At 75.3% G+C, this 16073-nt stretch carries 14 protein-coding genes; all 14 read left to right on the top strand.

Annotation, left to right across the window (positions count from 1 at the left end):
- Position 1: 1 nt before the first annotated feature.
- The 14 genes from carB (at position 2) to fmt (ending at position 15970) form a co-directional block, all read left to right on the top strand.
- A complete protein-coding gene (gene carB / locus IR170_RS11340; RefSeq protein WP_193664153.1) occupies positions 2-3343 on the top strand; it encodes a carbamoyl-phosphate synthase large subunit in 3342 nt (1113 codons plus the stop codon).
- Positions 3344-3350: 7 nt separating this feature from the next.
- Entirely contained in the window at positions 3351-4424 is a 1074-nt protein-coding gene (locus tag IR170_RS11335) for a quinone-dependent dihydroorotate dehydrogenase (protein WP_193664130.1), read from the top strand.
- A complete protein-coding gene (locus IR170_RS20325; RefSeq protein ID WP_193664129.1) occupies positions 4421-5353 on the top strand; it encodes an iron-sulfur cluster-binding protein in 933 nt (310 codons plus the stop codon). The genes IR170_RS11335 and IR170_RS20325 overlap by 4 nt, the downstream gene beginning before the upstream one ends.
- Positions 5350-6312 (top strand): tRNA-dihydrouridine synthase, encoded by a 963-nt coding sequence (locus IR170_RS11325; RefSeq protein WP_193664122.1) that lies wholly within the window; start codon positions 5350-5352, stop codon positions 6310-6312. Before IR170_RS20325 ends, IR170_RS11325 begins: the two co-directional genes overlap by 4 nt.
- A complete protein-coding gene (gene pyrF / locus IR170_RS11320; protein ID WP_193664119.1) occupies positions 6309-7181 on the top strand; it encodes an orotidine-5'-phosphate decarboxylase in 873 nt (290 codons plus the stop codon). The genes IR170_RS11325 and pyrF overlap by 4 nt, the downstream gene beginning before the upstream one ends.
- Before the next feature lie 46 nt (positions 7182-7227).
- Positions 7228-7713 carry a hypothetical protein gene (locus IR170_RS11315; protein WP_193664117.1) on the top strand — a complete coding sequence of 162 codons (486 nt, stop codon included), beginning with the start codon at positions 7228-7230 and terminating at the stop codon, positions 7711-7713.
- 132 nt (positions 7714-7845) lie between these two features.
- Positions 7846-8172: an integration host factor, actinobacterial type gene (gene mihF / locus IR170_RS11310; RefSeq protein WP_056862998.1), complete on the top strand. Its 327-nt coding sequence runs from the start codon at positions 7846-7848 to the stop codon at positions 8170-8172.
- Positions 8173-8237: 65 nt separating this feature from the next.
- A complete protein-coding gene (gene gmk / locus IR170_RS11305) occupies positions 8238-8807 on the top strand; it encodes a guanylate kinase (protein WP_227489157.1) in 570 nt (189 codons plus the stop codon).
- 28 nt (positions 8808-8835) lie between these two features.
- Positions 8836-9171: a DNA-directed RNA polymerase subunit omega gene (gene rpoZ, locus IR170_RS11300; protein WP_056862795.1), complete on the top strand. Its 336-nt coding sequence runs from the start codon at positions 8836-8838 to the stop codon at positions 9169-9171.
- A 7-nt stretch (positions 9172-9178) separates the two neighbouring features.
- Positions 9179-10492, top strand: coding sequence for a bifunctional phosphopantothenoylcysteine decarboxylase/phosphopantothenate--cysteine ligase CoaBC (coaBC, locus tag IR170_RS11295; RefSeq protein WP_193664687.1), 1314 nt, complete (start codon positions 9179-9181; stop codon positions 10490-10492).
- A gap of 123 nt (positions 10493-10615) precedes the next feature.
- Positions 10616-11812, top strand: a complete 1197-nt coding sequence (gene metK / locus IR170_RS11290; protein WP_193664112.1) for a methionine adenosyltransferase — start codon at positions 10616-10618, stop codon at positions 11810-11812.
- Positions 11813-11990: 178 nt separating this feature from the next.
- Positions 11991-14090: a primosomal protein N' gene (locus tag IR170_RS11285; protein WP_193664062.1), complete on the top strand. Its 2100-nt coding sequence runs from the start codon at positions 11991-11993 to the stop codon at positions 14088-14090.
- 129 nt (positions 14091-14219) lie between these two features.
- Complete coding sequence (gene def / locus IR170_RS11280; protein ID WP_193664060.1) at positions 14220-14765, top strand: peptide deformylase; 546 nt, start codon at positions 14220-14222, stop codon at positions 14763-14765.
- A 218-nt stretch (positions 14766-14983) separates the two neighbouring features.
- Positions 14984-15970 carry a methionyl-tRNA formyltransferase gene (gene fmt / locus IR170_RS11275; protein WP_193664058.1) on the top strand — a complete coding sequence of 329 codons (987 nt, stop codon included), beginning with the start codon at positions 14984-14986 and terminating at the stop codon, positions 15968-15970.
- Positions 15971-16073: the final 103 nt, after the last annotated feature.

Raw genomic sequence — 16073 nt, 5'->3', positions numbered from 1 at the left:
CATGCCCAAGCGCGAGGACATCAAGAGCGTCCTGGTCATCGGCTCCGGGCCGATCATCATCGGCCAGGCCTGCGAGTTCGACTACTCCGGCACCCAGGCCTGCCGGGTGCTCAAGGACGAGGGCATCCGCGTCGTCCTGGTCAACTCCAACCCGGCCACGATCATGACCGACCCGGAGTTCGCCGACGCCACCTACGTCGAGCCGATCACCCCGGAGTTCGTGGAGAAGGTCATCGCCAAGGAGCGTCCCGACGCCCTGCTGGCGACCCTCGGGGGCCAGACCGCGCTCAACGCCGCGATGGCGCTCGACGCCGCCGGGGTGCTGGAGAAGTACGACGTCGAGCTCATCGGCGCCTCCATCGAGGCCATCGACCGCGGCGAGAACCGGCAGGTGTTCAAGGGGATCGTCGAGGACCTCGGCGGCGAGGTGGCGGGCTCGATGATCTGCCACACGATGGACGACTGCCTCGCCGCCGTCGAGCGCTTCGGCTACCCCATCGTCGTGCGGCCCTCCTTCACCATGGGCGGCACCGGCTCGGGCATCGCCTTCGACGAGTCCGACCTGCGCCGCATCGCCGGCTCCGGCCTGGCCGCCAGCCCGACCACCGAGGTGCTCCTCGAGGAGTCGATCCTCGGCTGGAAGGAGTACGAGCTCGAGGTCATGCGCGACACCGCCGACAACGTGGTCATCATCTGCTCCATCGAGAACCTCGACCCGATGGGCGTGCACACCGGTGACTCCATCACGGTCGCGCCGGCGATGACGCTCACCGACCGCGAGTACCAGCACATGCGCGACATGGCCATCGGCATCATCCGCGAGGTCGGCGTCGACACCGGCGGCTGCAACATCCAGTACGCCGTCAACCCGCGCGACGGACGGCTCGTCGTCATCGAGATGAACCCCCGCGTCTCGCGCTCCAGCGCCCTGGCCTCCAAGGCCACCGGCTACCCCATCGCCAAGATCGCCGCGAAGGTGGCCATCGGCTACACCCTCGACGAGATCCCCAACGACATCACCACCCGCCCCGACGGCACCAGCACCCCGGCCTCCTTCGAGCCCACCCTCGACTACGTCGTCACCAAGGTGCCGCGCTTCGCCTTCGAGAAGTTCCCCGGCGCCGACCCGGCCCTGACCACCCACATGAAGTCGGTGGGCGAGGCGATGGCGATCGGACGCAGCTTCACCGAGTCGCTGCAGAAGGCGCTGCGCTCCCTGGAGTCCCCCGACGCCGTCTTCGACTGGCACCAGGAGCACGTCGAGCTCGACAAGGCCGCGCTGCTCGAGGTCATCGCGACCCCCCACGACGGTCGTCTGCGCAAGGTCATGGACGCCATCCGCGCCGGCGCGACGCCCGAGGAGATCTTCGAGGCCACCGGCATCGACCCGTGGTTCGTCGACCAGCTCGCCCTCATCAACGAGGTCGCCGTCGAGGTCACCGCGGCCGAGGAGCTCACCCCGGCCCTGCTGCGCCGGGCCAAGCGGCACGGCTTCTCCGACGCCCAGATCGGCAAGATCCGCGGCATGAGCGCCGACGTCGTGCGCGGCGTGCGCCACGCGCTGGGCATCCGCCCGGTCTACAAGACCGTCGACACCTGCGCCGCGGAGTTCGCGGCGGCCACGCCGTACCACTACTCCTCCTACGACGAGGAGACCGAGGTGCTGCCGCGCGAGCGCGAGGCCGTGGTCATCCTCGGCTCCGGGCCCAACCGCATCGGCCAGGGCATCGAGTTCGACTACTCCTGCGTGCACGCCTCGCTGGCGCTCTCCGAGGCCGGCTACGACACCGTCATGGTCAACTGCAACCCCGAGACGGTCTCCACCGACTACGACACCTCCGACCGGCTCTACTTCGAGCCGCTCACGCTCGAGGACGTGCTCGAGGTCGTCCACGCCGAGATGGCCGCGGGTCCCGTCGCCGGCGTCATCTGCCAGCTCGGCGGCCAGACCCCGCTCGGCCTGGCCCAGGGCCTGGCCGCCGCGGGCGTGCCGATCGTCGGCACCTCGCCCGACGCCATCGACCTGGCCGAGGAGCGCGGCGCCTTCGGGCGGGTGCTCGCCGAGGCCGGTCTGGTCGCCCCCAAGCACGGCACCGCCACCTCCTTCCCCGAGGCCCAGCGCATCGCCGCCGAGATCGGCTACCCCGTGCTCGTGCGGCCCTCCTACGTGCTCGGCGGGCGCGGCATGGAGATCGTCTACGGCGACGAGTCGCTCCGGGCCTACCTGGAGAAGTACGTCGCCGCCGGCCTCATCAGCCGCGCCGCGCCCGTGCTGGTCGACCGCTTCCTCGACGACGCCGTCGAGATCGACGTCGACGCGCTCTACGACGGCACCGAGCTCTACCTCGGCGGCGTCATGGAGCACATCGAGGAGGCCGGCATCCACTCCGGCGACTCCTCCTGCGCGCTGCCCCCGATCACCCTCGGCGAGCACGAGGTGGCCCGCATCCGCGAGGCCACCGAGGCCATCGCCGCGGGCGTGGGCGTGCGCGGCCTGCTCAACATCCAGTTCGCGCTGGGCTCCGACATCCTCTACGTCCTCGAGGCCAACCCGCGCGCCTCGCGCACCGTGCCCTTCGTGTCGAAGGCGACCTCGACCCCGCTGGCCAAGGCCGCCGCGCGGATCATGCTCGGCGAGAGCGTGGCCTCGCTGCGCGCCGCCGGGGTGCTGCGCTCCGAGGGCGACGGCGGCAGCCTCCCGCCCGACCAGCCCATCGCGGTCAAGGAGGCGGTCATGCCCTTCAACCGCTTCCGCACCGCCGACGGCTCCCAGGTCGACACCGTGCTCGGCCCGGAGATGAAGTCCACCGGCGAGGTGATGGGCCTCGACCGCGACTTCGGCACGGCCTTCTCCAAGTCGCAGGCCGCGGCCTTCGGCCCGCTGCCCACCGAGGGCAAGGTCTTCGTCTCGATGGCCAACCGCGACAAGCGCTCCATGATCTTCCCGGTCAAGGTGCTCGCCGACCTCGGCTTCGAGATCCTCGCCACCCAGGGCACCGCCGAGGTGCTGCGCCGCAACGGCGTGGCCTGCACCGTCGTGCGCAAGCACTTCGAGGGCCCAGGCCCGCAGGGGGAGAAGACCACCGTCCAGCTCATCCACGACGGTGAGATCCAGCTCATCGTCAACACCCCCTACGGCGCCGGTGGCGGCGGTCAGGCCCGCCTCGACGGCTACGAGATCCGCACCGCCGCGGTCATGGCCAACGTCCCGTGCATTACCACGGTCCAGGGCCTCGGCGCGGCCGTGCAGGGCATCGAGGCGATGCGCCGTGGCGACATCGGGGTGCGCAGCCTGCAGGAGTGGGCCCAGGTCACCCAGCACGAGTCGCAGCGGGGCCGGTGAGACCCCCGTGGTGAAGCCCTACGCGCTGCTCTTCGACCACGTCGCGACGCGCATCGACCCCGAGCGGGCCCACCACCTCGGCTTCGCCGGCATCCGTGCCGGGGCGCCGCTGCTCTCCCGGCTCCCGTCGCCCGGCGCCCCGGTGCGGGCGATGGGCCTGGAGTTCCCCAACGCCCTCGGCCTGGCGGCCGGCTTCGACAAGAACGCCGTGGGCGTCGACGCGCTCGCGGGCCTCGGCTTCGGCCACGTCGAGGTCGGCACCGTCACCGGGCTGGCCCAGCCCGGCAACCCGGCACCGCGGCTGTTCCGGCTCACCGCCGACCGCGCCGTGCTCAACCGCATGGGCTTCAACAACGAGGGCGCGCGGGCCGTGGCGGAGCGCCTGGCCCGGCGCGCCGTACGCCGGCCGCGGGGGAGCGGACCGGTCCTCGGCGTCAACATCGGCAAGTCCAAGGTCGTGCCCGACGACGACCAGCGCGCGGTGGAGGCCGACTACGAGCGCAGCGCCTCGCTGCTGGCGCCCCACGCCGACTACCTCGTGGTCAACGTGAGCTCGCCCAACACCCCCGGGCTGCGCTCGCTGCAGGCCGTGGAGCGGCTCGAGCCGCTGCTGGCCCACGTACGCCGCGTCGCCGACCGCGCGACGCCCGGGCGCCGGGTGCCGCTGCTGGTCAAGATCGCCCCCGACCTCGCCGACGACGACGTGCTGGCCGTGGCCGACCTGGCGGTGGCCGGTCGGCGCGACGAGGTGCTCGACGGGGTGATCGCCACCAACACCACGATCTCCCGCGAGGGCCTGCGCACCCCCGCCGCGGAGGTCGCCGCGCTCGGCGCCGGCGGCGTCTCCGGCGCTCCGCTCGCCGCGCGCGCCGAGGCCGTGCTGCGGCTGCTGCGCGGTCGGGTCGGCGACGACCTGACGCTGGTCGGGGTCGGCGGCATCGACGGCCCGGAGGCCGCCGCGGCCCGCCTGGCCGCCGGGGCCGACCTCGTGCAGGCCTACACCGCGTTCGTCTACGAGGGTCCGGCGTGGCCCCGGCGGGTGGCCGGCGCTCTCGCCGGCTCCGGGGACGCCCCCGCGTGAGCCCCACCGCCCCCGTCCCGCCGGCCACGCAGCCCGGTCGCCAGAGCCCGCCGCAGGGACCGGTGCACACCACGGCCGAGGTGCTGGCGACCAAGCGGGTCGGCGCCTACCAGCACCTCACGCTGCTCGCGCCCGGCGTCGCCGAGCGCTTCCGCCCCGGCACCTTCCTCGCCGCCTCCGTCGGCACCCTCGGCGACCACCTGCTGGGCCGCCGCGCGCTGTGGATCCACCAGGTGCGTCCGGTGGGCGGGCACGGGCTGGCGCTCCAGGTCGTCGTGGAGCCGGTGGGGCGCGGCACCGGCTGGCTGGCGGGGCTGCGGCCCGGCGCGCGCCTCCCGGTGACCGGCCCGCTGGGCCGCCCCTTCGCCCTGCCCAAGGAGCCGGTGGCCACCGTGCTGGTCGGCGAGGGCTACGCCGCGGCGCCGCTCTTCCCGCTCGCCGAGCGCCTGCGCGAGCGGGGCTGCGCGGTCAGCCTCGTGGTCGGCGCGGCCGACGAGCCGCGGCTGCTCTCCGCGCTGGAGGCGCGACGCTCGGCGCGCTCGGTGGTCGTGGTCACGGGCGACGGCTCGGTGGGCGTGCGCGGGCGCGTCGGCGACGTCGTGCCCGAGACGCTGCGCCGGGCGGGCGCCGAGGTCGTCTACGCCGCGGGCCCCGCGGCCACGCTGCACGCCGTGGCGCTGGCCGCGGAGGAGCACGGGGCCTGGAGCCAGGTCGCTCTCGAGCAGCCGCTGACCTGCGCCACCGGCCTGTGCCACGGCTGCCCCGTGCCGGTGGTCGGCGAGGACGGCGTCGCCCGCACCGCCCGCGCCTGCGTCGACGGCCCGGTGCTGCGCGGCGACCGCGTGCGCTGGGACGACCTCGACCTCGATCTCGACCGGCGCCCCGGTCCCGACCGCGACCTGCCCGGACCCGTCGGTGGTGCGTGGTGAGCACCTCGCTGGGCGGCATCACCCTCGCCGGCCCCGTCATGGTCGCCGCGGGCTGCGGCGGCACCGGGCGCGAGCTGGCCGGCTACTCCGGGCCGGCCGGGCTCTCGGCCTACGGCGCCTTCGTCACCCGGACCCTGACCCGCGACCCGCGCCCCGGCGGGCCCGCGCCGCGGCTGCTGGAGTCGCCGGCCGGGCTGCTGCACGCCACCGGCCTGCCCAACCCCGGCCTCGACCTGTTCCTGGCCACCGAGCTGCCCTGGCTGGTGCAGCAGGGGGCGCGCGTCGTGGTGTCGGTGGCCGGCCGCTCCCTGGGGGAGTACGCCGAGATCGCGCGCCGCCTGGCCAGCGCACCCGGCGTCGCCGCCATCGAGGTCAACCTCTCGGCGCCCGACGCCGTCGTGGCCGGGGTGCTCGACGCGCGCGAGCCGTTCCACGCCGGCGGGGCGATCGCCGCGGTGCTGCGCGAGCTGCCCCGTGGGCTGCCGGTGCTGGCCAAGCTGCGCCCCGACCTGCAGCGCGTGGTCGAGACCGCCCGCGTGGCCCGCGACTCCGGCGCCGCGGCGGTCGTGGTCGGCAACGCGCTGCCCGCGGCCATGCCCGACGGTCGGCCCGCGGGCCTCAGCGGACCCGCGATCGGCCCCCTCGCCCTGCGCTGCGTCACCGAGGTCCGCGCGGCCCTGCCCGGTCTCCAGGTCGTCGGCGCCGGAGACATCGCCACCGCGGCCGACGCCCGCGCCCACCTGCGCGCCGGCGCCACGGCGGTGCAGGTCGGCTCGGCCCTGCTGCACGACCCCACCGCGGCCGCGCGCATCGTCCGGGAGCTGGCCGACGACCCGGCCGTCGCTGCGACCTCCGACCCGTCCTCCGACCCGACCCCCGACCCGACCTCCGACCCGACCTACGACCCGACCTCCGACCCGACCTCCGACCCGACCCCCGCACCGGGAGACCGCCCGTGACCGACCGCACGACCGATTCCGAGGCCGCCCGCACGACCCCCGCGGCGTTCGGCGCTCGCCTGCAGGCCGCGACGGCGGCCCGCGGCCGGCTCTGCGTGGGCATCGACCCCCACGCGGCGCTGCTGCGCGCGTGGGGGCTCGACGACGACGTGGCCGGCCTGGAGCGCTTCGCGCTGTCGGCGACCGAGGCGCTGGCGCCGTACTGCTCGGTGCTCAAGCCGCAGTCGGCGTTCTTCGAGCGCTTCGGGTCGCGCGGCGTCGCGGTGCTCGAGCGCGTGGTCGCCACCGCCCGCGAGGCGGGCAGCCTGGTGCTGATGGACGCCAAGCGGGGCGACATCGGCTCCACCTCGCAGGCCTACGCCGAGGCCTACCTCGACCCGTCCTCGCCGCTGGCCAGCGACGCGGTGACGGTGAGCCCCTACCTCGGCTTCGGCTCGCTGACCCCCTTCGTGGAGACCGCCCGTGCCCACGGCGCCGGGCTCCTGGTGCTCGCGCTGACCTCCAACCCCGAGGGCCCCGAGGTGCAGCACGCCACGGCGCCCGACGGCCGCAGCGTGGCCGGCGTCGTGCTCGACCACCTCCGTGCGCTCAACGCCGGCGTCGACGACGACGCGCTGGGCTCCTTCGGCGCCGTCGTCGGCGCCACCGTCGACCCGACCGCCGAGGACCTCGACGTGCGCGGCCCCCTGCTCGCCCCCGGCTTCGGCGCCCAGGGCGGCACGGTCGCCGACCTGCGCAGGGTCTTCGGCCCCGCGGCGCGCCTGGTGCTGCCCAGCTCCTCGCGCGAGGTCCTCGCCGCCGGCCCGGACCCCGTGGCGCTGCGCGACGCCGTCGCACGCACCCACGACGCGCTCGCCGCGCTCGGCTGAGCGCGTGCCCGCGCCGTCGGTGGGCCGCCGGGCTAGGTTCGGCGCCGTGAGCCCCTCCACCGTCGTACGCCGCCGTCGCCGGTCCCAGCTCCTGCGGCGCGCCTCGCGCGCCCCGCTCGTGCTGGCGCTGGCCGGGGCGCTCCTGGCGGCGGGGTGCGCCGAGCCGGACTACTGCGAGACGGTGGGGGAGAGCCAGGAGGCGATCACCGAGGCCGTCGCCGACGGCGGGCCCGGCGCCCTCATCGGCGTCCTGCCCGAGCTCGAGGCGCTCCAGGCCAGCGCCCCCGACGACGTGGCCGACGAGTGGCAGCAGGTGGTGGGCAGGCTGGAGGCGCTGCGCGACGCGCTGGAGACCGCCGACGTCGCCCCCGAGGACTACGACCCCGACGAGCCCCCCGACGACCTCTCCGACGACGACCGCGCCCGGATCACCGCGGCCGCCGACGACCTGGCCTCGCCGGCCACCGTGCAGGCCCTGGCCAGCGTGGAGCAGCAGGTGCGCGACGTGTGCCAGACCCCGCTCTACCTGTGAGCGGGTCGACGGGAGCCCGCGGGTGCAGCGCGCGTCCCGGGGTCAGCCGCCCCTCGTTGCCGCCGTCTGAGAGTTCTGACTAGATTGACCCTGGCCCCCTCCACCGTCGCGTCGATCAAGGACCTCTCACCCGTGGCTCTCCCTCCCCTCACGCCCGAGCAACGTCAGGCCGCTCTCGACAAGGCCGCCGCGTCGCGCCGTGAGCGGGCGGAGGTGAAGAACCGGCTGAAGAACTCCGGGGCCTCCATCGTCGACGTGCTGCGCGAGGGCAGCACCAACGAGGTGATCGGCAAGATGCGGGTCGTCGACCTGCTCCAGTCGCTGCCGGGGCTGGGCAAGGTGCGCGCCCGCCAGGTCATGGAGCGGCTCGGCATCGCCGAGAGCCGCCGGGTGCGCGGGCTGGGCATCAAGCAGGTCGCCGCGCTCGAGCGCGAGTTCGGCCCCCGAGACGCCACGTGAGCGCCGCCACGCCCCCCGAGACCTCCACCGCCACCCCCGTCACCCCCGACGGCCCGCCGACGCGGCTGCTCGTGCTCGCCGGCCCCACCGCCGTCGGCAAGGGCACCGTGGCCGCCGCGGTGCGCGAGATGCACCCCGACGTGTGGATCTCCGTCTCGGCCACCACCCGGGCGCCCCGCCCGGGCGAGGTCGACGGGGTCCACTACCGCTTCGTCTCCGACGAGGCCTTCGACCGCATGGTCGCCGAGGACGAGCTGCTGGAGTGGGCCGTGGTCCACAAGCGGGCCCGCTACGGCACCCCGCGCGGACCGGTCGAGGAGGCCCTGGCCGCCGGCCGGCCGGCCATGCTCGAGATCGACCTCCAGGGCGCGCGCCAGGTGCGTCGCACCATGCCGCAGGCCCTCTTTGTCTTCCTCAAGCCCCCCTCCTGGGACGAGCTGGTGCGCCGGCTCGTCGGACGGGGCACCGAGACCGCCGAGGAGCGGGAGCGACGCCTGGAGACCGCGCAGGAGGAGCTGGCCGCCGAGCCCGAGTTCGACGTCACCGTCGTCAACCACGAAGTTCACGCTGCGGCCGACGACTTGGTAACCTTGATGATGCTCCAGCAGGAGCCGTCACGGCCCGACCGGCCCTGACCCGTTCCAACCCCAGCGAGGCTTCCGCGTGTCTGCTCCCAACATCGCCGCCGAGGGCGTCACCAACCCCTCGATCGACGACCTGCTCACCAAGACCGACAGCAAGTACAAGCTGGTCCTCTACAGCGCCAAGCGCGCCCGCCAGATCAACGCCTACTACTCCCAGCTCGGCGAGGGCCTGCTGGAGTACGTCGGCCCCCTCGTGGAGACCCACGTGCAGGAGAAGCCGCTGTCGATCGCGCTGCGCGAGATCAACGACGACCTGCTGACCTGCGAGGACGTCGACCCGGCCGAGCTCGCCGCCGAGGAGGCCGCTGCCAAGGCCGCCGCCCTCGACGCGTCCTTCGCGCCCGGCGACGAGTGATCCTCCCCTGAGCACCAGCACCACCGACGAGGCCGCCCCCCACGACGGGGAGCGGCCTCGCGTCGTCCTCGGCGTCGCCGGCGGCATCGCGGCCTACAAGGCCTGCGAGCTGCTGCGCCGGCTCACCGAGTCGGGCCACGACGTCACCGTGGTCCCCACCGCCGCGGCGCTGGAGTTCGTCGGCGCCCCCACCTGGTCGGCGCTGTCAGGCAAGCCGGTGGCCAGCGACGTGTGGACCTCGGTCCACGAGGTGCCCCACGTGCGCATCGGCAAGTCCGCCGACCTCGTCGTGGTCGCCCCCGCCACCGCCGACCTGCTGGCGCGCGCCGCCCACGGCCTGGCCGACGACCTGCTCACCAACACGCTGCTCACCGCGCGCTGCCCGGTGGTGCTCGCCCCCGCGATGCACACCGAGATGTGGGAGCACCCCGCCACCGTCGCCAACGTCGCGACGCTGCGCTCGCGCGGCGTGCTGGTGCTGGAGCCGGCGGAGGGCCGCCTCACCGGCGCCGACACCGGCAAGGGCCGGCTGCCCGACCCCGGCGAGATCTTCGAGACGTGCGTGCAGGTGCTCGCCCGCTCCGGCGACGCCGCGCCGGCCCAGGACCTCGCGGGTCGCCGCGTGGTCGTCTCCGCCGGCGGCACCCGCGAGCCGCTCGACCCCGTGCGCTTCCTCGGCAACCGCTCCTCGGGCCTCCAGGGCTGGGCCCTGGCCCGCGCCGCCGTGGCGCGGGGGGCCTCGGTGACGCTGGTGGCCGCCAACGCCACGCTGCCCGACCCCGCGGGAGCCCGCGTCGTGCGCGTGGAGACGACGGCCCAGCTCCGCGAGGCGGTCCTGGCCGCCGCGGAGGGCGCCGACGCGCTCGTCATGGCCGCCGCCCCGGCCGACTTCCGGCCCACCGAGGTCAGCACGGCGAAGATCAAGAAGGCCGACGACGGCGCTGCCCCGCCGATCGCGCTGGTGCAGAACCCCGACATCCTGCGCGAGGTGGCCGCCCGACCCGTCGGTCCGACCCGGCCCGGCGTCGTGGTCGGCTTCGCCGCCGAGACCGGCGACGCCCACGCCGGCGTGCTCGACCTGGCGCGGGCCAAGCTGACCCGCAAGGGCTGCGACCTGCTCGTCGTCAACGACGTCAGCGGGGGAGCGGTCTTCGGCAGCCCCGACAACGACGCCGTGGTCCTGGCCGCCGACGGCGCCGCCGTGGAGGTGGGCCACGGCTCCAAGGCCCACCTGGCCCACGCCGTCTGGGACCAGGTGACGCTCCGGCTCGGCCCGGTCCCACCCGACCGGCCGCCGGGCCCCGGCCAGCCCCCCGGGTGAGCCGCACCCGACCGGTCCCGGCGTACAACTGAGACCGGCGTCCCGCACTGTGGGACGGTCGTTATCGTTGCGCGCACCACCAGCACTGCCCGCAGCACCCTTCCTACGAGAGCGAGAAGCACTGTGCCCGGACGTCTGTTCACCTCGGAGTCCGTGACCGAGGGTCACCCGGACAAGATCGCCGACCAGATCAGCGACTCGATCCTCGACGCGATGCTCGAGCAGGATCCCCACTCGCGGGTCGCGGTCGAGACGCTGCTGACGACCGGCCTGGTTGTCGTGGCCGGCGAGGTCAGCACCACCGGCTACGTCGACATCAAGAAGGTCGTGCGCGACCGGATCCTGAGCATCGGCTACGACCACTCCGACAAGGGCTTCGACGGCGAGACCTGCGGCGTGATGGTCGCCATCGGCGGACAGTCCGGCGACATCGCCCAGGGCGTCGACACCGGCTACGAGTCGCGCCTGGAGGAGTCCGTCGACGCGATGGACAAGCAGGGCGCGGGCGACCAGGGCCTGATGTTCGGCTACGCCTGCGACGACACCCCCGAGCTGATGCCCCTGCCGATCAAGATCGCGCAGACGCTCTCCGAGCGGCTCTCGGAGGTCCGCAAGGACGGCACCATGGACTACCTGCGCCCCGACGGCAAGACCCAGGTCACCATCGAGTACGACGCCGACAACCGACCCGTGCGCATCGACACCGTCGTGCTCTCCACCCAGCACGCCGACGACGTCGACCTCGCCACCGTGCTCCAGCCCGACGTCAAGAAGCACGTCATCGACCCGGTGCTCTCGGCCTTCGACATCTCCTCCGAGGGCTACCGCCTCCTGGTCAACCCCACCGGCCGCTTCGTCGTCGGTGGCCCCATGGGCGACGCCGGCCTGACCGGTCGCAAGATCATCGTCGACACCTACGGCGGCATGGCCCGCCACGGCGGTGGCGCCTTCTCGGGCAAGGACCCCTCGAAGGTCGACCGCTCCGCGGCCTACGCCATGCGCTGGGTGGCCAAGAACGTCGTGGCCGCGGGCCTGGCCCGCCGCTGCGAGGCCCAGGTCGCCTACGCGATCGGCAAGGCCCAGCCCGTCGGGGTCTTCATCGAGACCTTCGGCACCGGCACCGTGCCCGACGAGCAGATCCAGCAGGCCGTGCTGAGCGTCTTCGACCTGCGCCCGGCCGCGATCATCGCCGACCTCGACCTGCTGCGCCCGATCTACGCCAGGACCGCGGCCTACGGCCACTTCGGCCGCGAGCTCCCGGAGTTCACCTGGGAGCGCACCGACCGCGCCGAGGCCCTCAAGGCCGCCGTCGGCGCCTGAGCCCGCACCCCGCACGACTCCTGCACCACCCGCACCACCACCCGCACCCGCCGGCCCCTCGGGGCCGGCGGGTGCGCTGCGTCCGTGGCTGCGTCCGTGGCTGTGTCCGTGGCTGTGTCTGTGGACGGGCGGTCGAGGGCCGACGGGCCGGTCGGCGGACGCTGGTAGACATCTGCCCGTGCCCCCTGCCGACCCCCGCCGTGACGAGCAGCCCGAGCTGCTGCCGGGGCTGGTGCGCGCCACGCTGAAGGAGTCGCAGGTCAAGGCGCGCGCCACCCGCGAGCGCAAGCGCCGCGAGGTGGAGATCGCCGAGGTCGACCCCGTCGCCCGGGTGCTCGTCGACGTGCCGCTGGCCCACCTCGACCGTCCCTTCGACTACGCCGTGCCGGCCGCGATGGCCGACGACGCCCGCCCCGGGGTCCGGGTCAAGGTGCGCTTCGCCGGGCACGACGTCGACGGCTTCCTCGTCGAGCGCGCCGCCTCCTCCGACCACCCCGGCGTCCTCCAGCCGCTGCGCCGCGTCGTCAGCCCGGAGCCGGTGCTGCTGCCCGGCGTCGCGGCGCTGACCGCGGCCGTGGCCGAGCGCTACGCCGGAGCCCGTGCCGACGTGCTCCGCCTCGCCGTGCCCCCGCGCCACGCCGGTGCGGAGAAGGAGGCCCTCGGGGAGCAGCCCTCCGGTGACCTGGCCCCGCTGCCCCCGGCCGCGGTGTCCGCCCTCAGCGCGCAGGGCCGTGAGGCGTGGGCCCAGCACCCCCACGGCGCGGCCTTCCTCGCCCACCTCGCCGAGGGCGGAGCCCCCCGCGCGGTCTGGGGCCCGCCACCCGGCGCCGACTGGCCGCACCTGCTGGCCCTGGCGGCGCTCGGCGCGCCCGGGGGAGCGGTGCTCTGCCTGCCCGACGGCAAGGACGTCGCGCGGGTGGCCGAGGCCCTCGAGCGGGCCGCCGCCGCTGCCGGGCTCCCCCCGCAGCACGCCGTGCTCACCGCCGACACCGGTCCGGCGCAGCGCTACCGCGCCTTCCTCCAGCTTTCCCGGGGCTCACGCCGGATCGCCGTCGGCACCCGCGCCGCGGCGTTCGCGCCGGTGGCGCGCCCCGGCCTGGTGGCGATCTGGGACGACGGCGACGACAACCACGCCGAGCAGCGGGCGCCCTACCCCCACGCCCGCGAGGTGCTGCTGCTGCGCGCGGCCGAGCAGGGCTCGGCCGCGCTGGTCGGCGGCTTCACGCGCACCGTGGAGGGCGACCACCTGGTCCGCACCGGGTGGGCGCGCGAGCTCGTCGCCGACCGCGGCACGCTGCGCCGGGCGGTCACGGTGACCGTGGCCGGGGCCAGTGAGCACGACCTGCGCCGCGACCCCCACGCCCGCACCGCGCGGCTGCCGACCCAGGTGCGCGACCTGGTGCGTGACGCGCTCGGCTCGGGGCCGGTGCTCGTCTCGGTGCCGCGGGGTGGCTACGCCGCCTCGCTGGCCTGCGAGCGCTGCCGCACGCCGGCGCGGTGCGCGGTGTGCTCCGGCCCCCTCCACCTGCGTGGCGCGGCCGACCCCCCGGCCTGCCGGTGGTGCGCGACGCCCGCGCCGGGGTGGGCGTGCCCCGAGTGCGGCCACCGGGGGCTGCGTGCGCCGGTGGTCGGCGACGCCCGCACCGCCGAGGAGCTGGGGCGCTCCTTCCCCGGCACCCGCGTCCGCACCTCGTCGGCCGGCGGGGAGGTGCTCGCCCGGGTCGAGGCGCGCCCGGCGATCGTGGTGGCCACCCCCGGGGCCGAGCCCGTCGCCGAGGGCGGCTACGCCGCGGTGGTCCTGCTCGACACCTGGCTGGCCCTGGCCCGCACCGACCTGCGCACCACCGAGGAGGCGCTGCGCCGCTGGGCCAACGCCGTGGGCCTGGTGACGCCGGGGGGTCGAGCCCTGGCCGTCGGCGACCCGGCCCACCCCGCGCTGCAGGCCCTCGTCCGGTGGGACCCCGCCGGCTTCGCCGAGCGCGAGGCCGAGGAGCGTCGTAGCGCCCACCTGCCGCCCGCCTCGCGCCTGGCGACGATCTCGGGGCCGGCGGGGGCGGTCGACGACGCCCTGGTGCTCCTCGCCGCCCCCGAGGGCGCGGAGGTGCTGGGGCCGGTGCCGGAGGGCGAGGGTCCCGACCACCCCGAGCGGGTCGTGGTGAGGGTCCCGCGCCACCGCGGCCCGGAGCTCTCGCGCGCCCTCGGCGACCTCCAGCGCCTGCGGTCCTCGCGCAAGCTCGACCCGGTCCGCATCCAGGTCGACCCGCCCAGCCTCGGCTAGGGGGCCCGACCCGGCGGGCCTAGACTGGGACGTCGACGGTGGAGGTGGGCGACGGTCGTGATCGGCCACCGGTCCACCACCGATCCACCGCCGACCGACCGCACATCCGTCGCCCCGCCAAGGAGTCCCGTGGCCGTCCAGCCCATCCGCCTCTTCGGTGACCCCGTGCTGCGCAAGCCGGCGCTCGAGGTCGTCGACTTCGACCGCGAGCTGCACAAGCTCGTGGCCGACCTCACCGACACCATGGTGGAGGCGCCGGGGGCCGGGCTCGCGGCGCCCCAGATCGGCGTCGGGCTGCGCGTCTTCACCTGGCACGTCGACGGCGAGCTCGGTCACCTCGTCAACCCGCGCCTCGAGCTGTCGGAGGAGGAGCAGCACGGTCTCGAGGGCTGCCTGTCGATCCCCGACCTGTCCTTCGAGTGCACCCGCGCGCTCTCGGTGGTGGCGCGCGGCTTCGACATGCACGGCGAGCCGGTCACCGTCCACGGCAGCGACCTGCTGGCCCGCGCCATCCAGCACGAGACCGACCACCTCGACGGGGTGCTCTTCGTCGACCGTCTCGACCAGGCCGCCCGCAAGGCCGCGATGCGCGAGATCCGCGAGGCGGAGTGGTTCGGCCTGGAGCGCCCCACCGTCAAGGTCAGCCCCCACGCCACCCGGGGTTTCGGCCTCTAGCCGGGCCGACGGGCCCCGGCGCGACCCGTCCTCCGACCCCGCTGCGGTCCACTCCCACGAGCCAAAGCACGAGCCACAGCACGAGCCACAGCACGAGCCACAGCACGAGCCACAGCACGAGCCACAGCACGAGCCACAGCACAGCCACAGCACAGCCACAGCACGAGCCACACCGGCGGTGAGCACCCGTCGCGCACCGTCACCACCTGAGGAGAGCAGTGAGAGTCGTCTTCGCCGGTACCCCCGAGGTCGCCGTCCCGTCCCTGGAGGCCGTCGCGGCCTCCGGCCACGAGCTCGTCGGCGTCGTCACCCGGCCCGACGCGCCGTCCGGACGGGGCCGCAGGCTCACCGCCAGCCCCGTCGCCCAGCGCGCCGTCGAGCTCGGGGTGCCGGTGCTCAAGCCCGAGCACCCGCGCGACCCCGACTTCCAGGAGGCCCTGCGGGCGCTGCGCCCCGACTGCTGCCCGGTCGTGGCCTACGGCGCCCTGCTGCCCCAGTCGGCCCTCGACATCCCGCCCCACGGCTGGGTCAACCTGCACTTCTCCTGCCTCCCGGCCTGGCGAGGGGCGGCTCCCGTGCAGCACGCGGTGTGGGCCGGCGACGAGGTCACCGGCGCCACGACCTTCCGCATCGTCAAGGCCATGGACGCCGGCCCCACCTTCGGCGTGATGACCGAGCGGATCCGCCCCACCGACACCGCCGGCGACCTGCTCGGCCGCCTCGCCGAGGGCGGAGCTGGGCTGCTCGTGGCGACCCTCGACGGGATCGAGGACGGCTCGCTCGTCGCCCGCGAGCAGCCCGAGGACGGCGTCAGCCTGGCCCCGAAGATCCTCGTCGAGGACGCCGAGGTCGACTGGCGCGAGCCGGCCCCCGCCGTGGACCGCCGGATCCGGGCCTGCACCCCCGGGCCGGGTGCGTGGTCGACCTTCGAGGGCGAGCGGATCAAGATCGGGCCCGTCGAGATCACCGACGGAGCGCTGCCGCCGGGCGAGATCGTGGTCGGCAAGAACCACGTCGTCGTCGGCACCGGCACCCACGCGGTCAGCCTCGGCGAGGTCAAGGCCTTCGGCAAGAAGCAGATGCGCGCCGCCGACTGGGCCCGCGGGGTGCGTCTCGAGAGCGGCGCCCGGCTCGGCGCGCCCGCAGACGTCCCCGACGCCAGCGCCGCCCCCGGCGCCGAGCCCGGCACCGAGCCGACCGCGTGAGCGGGCCGGCCGACCGGCGCGCGGCGGGCGGCGCGGCCCCGGGGCGGCGTCCGCCCGCGCGGCGGCCGGCCGGGGGGCAGGTGCGGGCCGACCCGGCGCGCCT

Origin of the sequence: Nocardioides kribbensis (genome assembly GCF_015070375.1) — a bacterium.
Classification (GTDB): domain Bacteria; phylum Actinomycetota; class Actinomycetes; order Propionibacteriales; family Nocardioidaceae; genus Nocardioides; species Nocardioides kribbensis.
Note: the sequence above shows the minus strand (reverse complement) of the source record. Positions and strands in the feature narration are given on the sequence as shown.

What these genes read in the sequence shown, in the direction of transcription:
- carB (WP_193664153.1), top strand. Translation starts at nt 2, where the DNA reads ATGCCCAAGCGCGAGGACATCAAGAGCGTCCTGGTCATCGGCTCCGGG.